This is a genomic window from Sphaerospermopsis sp. LEGE 00249 (genome assembly GCF_014299995.1).
Taxonomy (GTDB): Bacteria; Cyanobacteriota; Cyanobacteriia; order Cyanobacteriales; family Nostocaceae; genus Sphaerospermopsis; species Sphaerospermopsis kisseleviana.
On record NZ_JACJUZ010000130.1, the window covers coordinates 1 to 6,137 of the forward strand.

The following is a 6,137-nucleotide window of genomic DNA, read 5'->3' on the forward strand; positions in this document are numbered from 1 at the left end:
GGTAGGCATCTTGCTTGCCTTGTATAATTAGGGTTTGCTGAGAAAGTCTTTCCGTGAGGGCATAGGAGTCAGGAGTCAGGAGGAGATTTGAAAATTTCTTTGCCATCTCTTGAAATCCCAAAAAATGTACACTTTTTCCGGTATACCCTTCAAAACCCTTGCACTAATTTCTGTGTTTATCAGCCTCTAACTTTTGATATATCAAGGTTTTAGGTTTATTCAGCAAACCCTAATTACCCATTACCCATTACCCCAAAGTAAACAGGGTATTCCAATTAGGTATTGCATCCCGTTGAGCTATTAATAATTCTTGTATCCCTTTTTCGGCAATATCTAACAATTTATTTAACTGCTGACGGCTAAAGCTGCCTTCCTCTGCTGTTCCCTGGACTTCAATAATTCCTAGATTGTGATTCATGACAACGTTAAAATCTACAGTGGCGGCTACGTCTTCAATGTAGTTAAGATCCAAAAATGCTTCTGACTCTAATAAGCCCACAGAAACTGCTGCCACTTGTCCACACAAAGGCGATCGCTCTAATACTCCCCGCTGCAATAATTGAGAAATACTATGGGCTAAAGCCACAAAACCACCTGTGATTGCTGTTGTTCTCGTTCCCGCATCAGCTTGCAATACATCAGCATCTACAGTTAGCGTCCGTTCTCCCAACGCTTCAAAATCTAAAGCTGCCCTTAAACTACGTCCAATTAAACGTTGAATTTCTTGTGTCCGTCCCGATAATTTTAATAATTCCCTTTCCTGTCGCTGTTGGGTGGCAGATGGTAGCATCCGATATTCAGCCGTTAACCAACCTTTACCACTCCCGGTTAAAAACCTGGGTACTCCCTCAGTGACACTTACAGTACAAAGTACCTGAGTATCACCGCATTTTGCTAACACTGAACCAGGGGCAAAGCGGGTAAAATTAGGTGAAAAACTCAGTGGACGTAGTTCATAAGGGTTTCGACCATCGGGACGCTGCCAAGCCATTTAATTTGCCTCAGAATTTTGAAAATTTGTTCATTCTGCTGTCAGGGAATTGGGAATTGGGAATTGGGAATTGGGAATAAATAATTATCTATTCACTGTCACCAGTCCCCAGTCACCAGTCACCAGTCACCAGTCACCAGTCCCCAGTCACCTGTCACCTGTCACCAGTCACCAGTCCCCAGTCCCCAGTCACCAGTCACCAGTCACCAGTCACCAGTCCCCAGTCACCAGTCACCAGTCCCCAATCACCCATCACCAGTCCCCAATCACCCATCACCAATTAAACTGAGAATATTGTGCTGTACTTGTTCTGGTGAGTCGTCACCATTAATGGTTAATAGACGGCGACGACGATCATAATATTCTAAAATAGGAATAGTGCAATCATAGAATAGTTCTACACGCCGCTGGACAATTTCTGGTTGATCATCTGGGAGCGATCGCCCTAAAGAACGGCTAACCATTACCGCTTCTGGTACTTGCAGATAAATAGCCCAGTCTATTTTTTGCCCTAAACTGTCCAACAAAAAATCTAGTTCTTCAGCTTGAAAAGCAGTTCGGGGATAGCCTTCTAAGATCCAACCACAATTAACATCCAGTTGACTGAGGCGAACTTTGATACATTCAATCATCATTTCATCAGGAACTAATTCCCCTTTTTCTAGATAAGGTTTGGCAGAGGAGACTAAATCATTTGGTTCACCGTACCCATTAGCTGATTGATTACCAGATATAGTTTCCCTTAAAATCTCACCGGTGGAAATCAGAGGCATATCAAGGTATTTGCAAAGCCTTTGTGCTTGAGTGCTTTTTCCTGAGCCTGAACCTCCTAAAATCACCAATTTCACCACAATTCACTCCTCATCATCATTTAAAATTCACTACTGCCTAACTCTGTTTTACTCAAAAAATTAAAATTATCTAGGACTTACGCAAGATGTGACTGAAAACCTTATTCTTGCGTAGGGGTAATTCATGAATTACCCCTACTTTCGTTTCCTTTTGCGTAAGTCCTGTTATAAGAAAAAGGGCTGAAAACCCTTGAGGTTAAGTTTTTACGCCACGCTCCAAAACTTAACCTTCGTGTCTGTATTCATCTGGAGAAAATTTAGCCATTTTGGAAATCACCCTTGCTTGCTGTATAGTGTATATTAGATGATATCTAAAACTCAAGGAGGTGATTAAGTAGTGCTGGTGTTAGAGTACAAAGCCAAGTGTAACCAATGTCAAAAACAAGCTATTAACGAAGCAATCAGAACAACTCAATTTGTCAGAAATAAAGCTATTCGTTACTGGATGGATTCGCCAAAAGAAGCGAAAGTTAACAAAATTGCATTAAATAACTACTCAACAGCACTACGAAAAGAATTTAGTTTTGTAGAAGCATTAAATTCAATGGCTTGTCAATCTGCAACCGAAAGAGCATGGCAAGCAATCCAAAAGTTTTACGACAACTGTAAAAAGAAAGTTGTAGGCAAAACTTGTACTGAGCCTGTCCTTAGCGTAGCCGAAGGGCGTAGTCGAAGTAAGGGATATCCCAGATTTCAAAAAGATAACCGTTCAGTTGAATATAAAACTTCTGGATGGTCATTACACCCAACTAAAAGACGTATCACTTTTACTGATAAAAAAGGTATTGGTGAGCTTAAATTATTGGGTAAATGGGATATTCACACATACCCTGTCAAGTTAATTAAACGAGTCAGGATTGTTAAACGTGCTGATGGATTTTATGTTCAATTCTGTGTAGATACAGAAGTTAAACAAGAATCTAGAATAGCTGATGGTGAAATTGGACTAGATGTCGGTTTGGAGTATTTTTACTCTGACTCTAATGGACATCATGAACCTAATCCCAGGTTTCTAAGAAAAGCAGAAAAATCCATCAAACACGCTCAACGTCGAATCTATACCAAAGAAAAAGGTAAAAATCAAAGGCGAAAAGCAAGACAAAGATATGCTCGAAAACATTTAAAAGTAAGTAGGCAACGGAATGAACACGCAAAGAGAGTTGCGCGTAACGTATGCAAAGCTAACGCTTTAGTAGCCTACGAAAATTTAAGTGTTAAGAACATGGTAAAAAATCATTGTCTTGCTAAGTCAATTAATGATGCGGCTTGGTCTACTTTTCGCCAATGGTTAGAATATTTTGCTGTTAAATTCAACAGTTTTGTTGTTGCTGTTGCTCCACATTACACATCACAAAAATGTAGTAATTGTGGTGCGATTGTGAAAAAATCTCTTTCCACTCGTACCCATAAATGTAGTTGTGGATGTGAGTTGCAAAGAGATGTTAACGCGGCGGTAAATATTCTACATTTCGGCTTTGCTCAATGTAAAAATCTTGCTAAAAATAGGGAAGGGCATTCCCGAATTAACGCTACAGGAGTTGGGATCTCTACTCTGGTTGGTGAAAACTGAAGAGAGCAAATTCTGACGTAGAATGTAGAATCTCCGTGGCTTTAGCCCGGAGAGTGTCAACTTAGATAATTGATAGATACTACCGTTTATCTTCATCATGATGGTTGCCCAATTAGAAACCCCCAGTATCAATTCAACACTCAGCTTACAATATTCTGTAGCTGGATTAGTACAGGTTTTCACTAGCTCTCATCGTAACTTTTTTACTAGTGTTATATCACAAGCATTAAGAATTGCTGGACAAGGTACACCAGTGTTAATAGTGCAGTTCCTCAAAGGTGGTATTTATCAAGGACAGGACAAACCTATACAAATGGGGCAAAATTTAGATTGGATTCGTTGTGATTTACCACGTTGTATAGATACACCAAATTTAGATGAAACAGAAAGCCAAGCATTACAAAAGTTGTGGCAATATACACAACAAGTGGTATCTGAAGGGAAATATTCTCTTGTGGTTTTGGATGAGTTAAGTTTAGCGATTAATTTTGGTTTAATTCCAGAAACAGAGGTTTTACAGTTTCTAGCAAACCGTCTTTCTCATATTGATATCATTCTCACTGGTCCACAAATGCCGAAATCTCTATTGGATGTAGCAGACCAAATTACAGAAATTCGTCGTAGTCATCAGCCGTAATTAAACCTGGACGGGCTAGAAGCCCATCCCACAAGACAAGATTGGATAATTTATTTCCTGGAAGTCCTTTATTGCTTAAACTAAGCTATCAGGATCTACTCCCATTTCTCGTAAACGTTCTGCTAAAATTTGAGCGCGTTCTTCTGGTGTAAAAAAGCGTTTTCCTTGTTGGTTATACCAATACATCCATTCTCTAGTAATGCCTTGGTAAGTTCCTCTTTCTATACCAATTCCTAAACCAATTTCTGGCAACCAAACGATATTACCATCTTGTAATTTATAAACTCCATTGATTAATTTGTGAACTTCTAACCGGGGTTTACGGCGACGAGTGGGATTATAAACTACATAATATAATATACCTAATTTGGCATATTCATCTTTTTTTGTTGAATACTCATTCCTGTAATTGTGAGAAACAACTTCTAACGCCAAAATTGGTAATTTTTCTTCTTCCCAAAGTACATAACTAGGACGCAAGTTTTCATCATAAAAACGCTCAACCCCTAAACTTAAAAATCCATCGGGGACAATTGGTGGTTGATAGGGGTCATAATAAATGCCCATATCCACACCAAAAAACCAGTCCATGCGGTCAGCCCAAATTATTGCTAATATTGCTTTAAGCAATCCAGGAATTAAATCTTGTAATTCATTATCCACAGGTGTTTCGTCTGAGTCTGGTAATTCTTCTGAAGAAGGCATACAAGCCAGGGGATTGTAATCTAACATGATAGATTTCACTGGTCTTTGAATATTTTGATTATATGAGATTGGGGACTGGGGACTGGTGACTGGGGACTGGGAGGATGAATAACCCAATGCCCCATGCCCCGAAATGTGGCAAAATAGGAAGTTGTAATAAGAAAAATATTGTTAAGGTAATTTAGTGACTCCAACTGCTCAAACTACAGCAAGTGCGCGTCGTGCGGTCTTTCCGTTTACTGCTATTGTCGGCCAGGAAGAAATGAAACTGGCTCTGCTGTTAAATGTGATTGATCCTAAAATTGGTGGTGTGATGATCATGGGCGATCGCGGCACCGGCAAATCTACAACTATCCGTGCTTTGGCTGACCTGTTGCCAGAGATACCCGTAGTTGCCAATGACCCCTTCAACAGTGACCCCAATGACCCGGACTTGATGAGCGATGAAGTCCGTCAGTTAGCTGCACAAGGGGCTGAAATTCCCATAGCTCATAAAAAAGTGCAAATGGTAGATTTACCATTGGGTGCTACTGAAGACCGGGTTTGCGGTACTATCGACATTGAAAAGGCTTTGTCTGAAGGTGTGAAGGCTTTTGAACCGGGTCTTTTAGCTAAAGCAAACAGGGGTATTCTCTATGTGGATGAGGTGAACCTGTTAGATGACCATTTGGTGGATGTTCTTCTGGACTCTGCTGCTAGTGGTTGGAACACTGTGGAACGGGAAGGTATTTCTATCCGTCACCCTGCGCGGTTTGTGTTGGTGGGTTCGGGAAACCCGGAAGAAGGTGAACTGCGTCCCCAGTTGCTTGACCGTTTTGGAATGCACGCGGAAATTCACACGGTGAAAGAACCTGCTTTGCGGGTGCAAATTGTGGAACAACGGGGAGATTTTGATCGCAACCCTGTGGGATATTTGGAACAACACAAGGCGGATCAGGAAGCTTTACAGGAGAAGATTGTTAAAGCTCAGGAATTGTTACCCCAGGTGAATCTTGATTATGATCTGCGGGTGAAAATTTCTGAGGTTTGTTCAGAGTTAGATGTGGATGGTTTGCGGGGTGATATTGTTACTAACCGTGCTGCTAAAGCTTTAACTGCTTTTGAAGGACGCACAGAAGTTACTGTTGATGATATTCGTCGGGTAATTACTTTATGTCTGCGTCACCGTCTACGGAAAGATCCTTTAGAATCTATTGATTCTGGGTATAAGGTAGAAAAAGCTTTTGCTCGCGTTTTTGGTGTGGAACTTCCTGAAGATGCTACACAGAAAAACGGTACTGGTGTCAAAGCTGGTGTACGTTAGATAAGGTGACTGGGGACTGGGGACTGGGGACTGGTGACTGGGGACTGGTGACTGGGGACTGGGGACTGGGGACTGGTGAC

At 41.0% G+C, this 6,137-nt stretch carries 7 protein-coding genes; 4 read left to right on the top strand and 3 right to left on the bottom strand.

The window, feature by feature from the left end; translation table 11 throughout:
- Nucleotides 1–247 precede the first annotated feature (247 nt).
- Nucleotides 248–991 (bottom strand): ribonuclease PH, encoded by a 744-nt coding sequence (gene rph / locus H5968_RS24315; protein WP_187041995.1) that lies wholly within the window; start codon nt 989–991, stop codon nt 248–250.
- A 49-nt stretch (nt 992–1,040) separates the two neighbouring features.
- On the opposite strand from rph, the gene H5968_RS24320 reads away from it, so the two are divergent.
- The gene (locus H5968_RS24320; protein WP_187041996.1) at nt 1,041–1,280 is read left to right on the top strand and encodes a hypothetical protein; all 240 of its coding nucleotides are present in this window, start codon (nt 1,041–1,043) and stop codon (nt 1,278–1,280) included.
- On the opposite strand, the gene H5968_RS24325 is transcribed toward H5968_RS24320, so the two are convergent.
- Nucleotides 1,258–1,839 carry a nucleoside monophosphate kinase gene (locus H5968_RS24325; RefSeq protein ID WP_187041998.1) on the bottom strand — a complete coding sequence of 194 codons (582 nt, stop codon included), beginning with the start codon at nt 1,837–1,839 and terminating at the stop codon, nt 1,258–1,260. The two genes, H5968_RS24320 and H5968_RS24325, sit on opposite strands and share 23 nt — an antisense overlap.
- A gap of 340 nt (nt 1,840–2,179) precedes the next feature.
- Here H5968_RS24325 and H5968_RS24330 point away from each other — a divergent pair, with 340 nt between their 5' ends.
- Together H5968_RS24330 and H5968_RS24335 are read left to right on the top strand one after the other, a co-directional pair.
- Complete coding sequence (locus H5968_RS24330) at nt 2,180–3,412, top strand: RNA-guided endonuclease TnpB family protein (RefSeq protein ID WP_187041997.1); 1,233 nt, start codon at nt 2,180–2,182, stop codon at nt 3,410–3,412.
- Between the two features lie 100 nt (nt 3,413–3,512).
- A complete protein-coding gene (locus H5968_RS24335) occupies nt 3,513–4,049 on the top strand; it encodes a P-loop NTPase family protein (protein WP_187041999.1) in 537 nt (178 codons plus the stop codon).
- 75 nt (nt 4,050–4,124) lie between these two features.
- On the opposite strand, the gene H5968_RS24340 is transcribed toward H5968_RS24335, so the two are convergent.
- On the bottom strand, nt 4,125–4,781 hold the full coding sequence (locus H5968_RS24340; RefSeq protein WP_187042000.1) for a Uma2 family endonuclease: 657 nt from the start codon (nt 4,779–4,781) through the stop codon (nt 4,125–4,127).
- Nucleotides 4,782–4,938: 157 nt separating this feature from the next.
- On the opposite strand from H5968_RS24340, the gene bchI reads away from it, so the two are divergent.
- A complete protein-coding gene (gene bchI, locus H5968_RS24345) occupies nt 4,939–6,057 on the top strand; it encodes a magnesium chelatase ATPase subunit I (RefSeq protein ID WP_096572098.1) in 1,119 nt (372 codons plus the stop codon).
- Nucleotides 6,058–6,137: the final 80 nt, after the last annotated feature.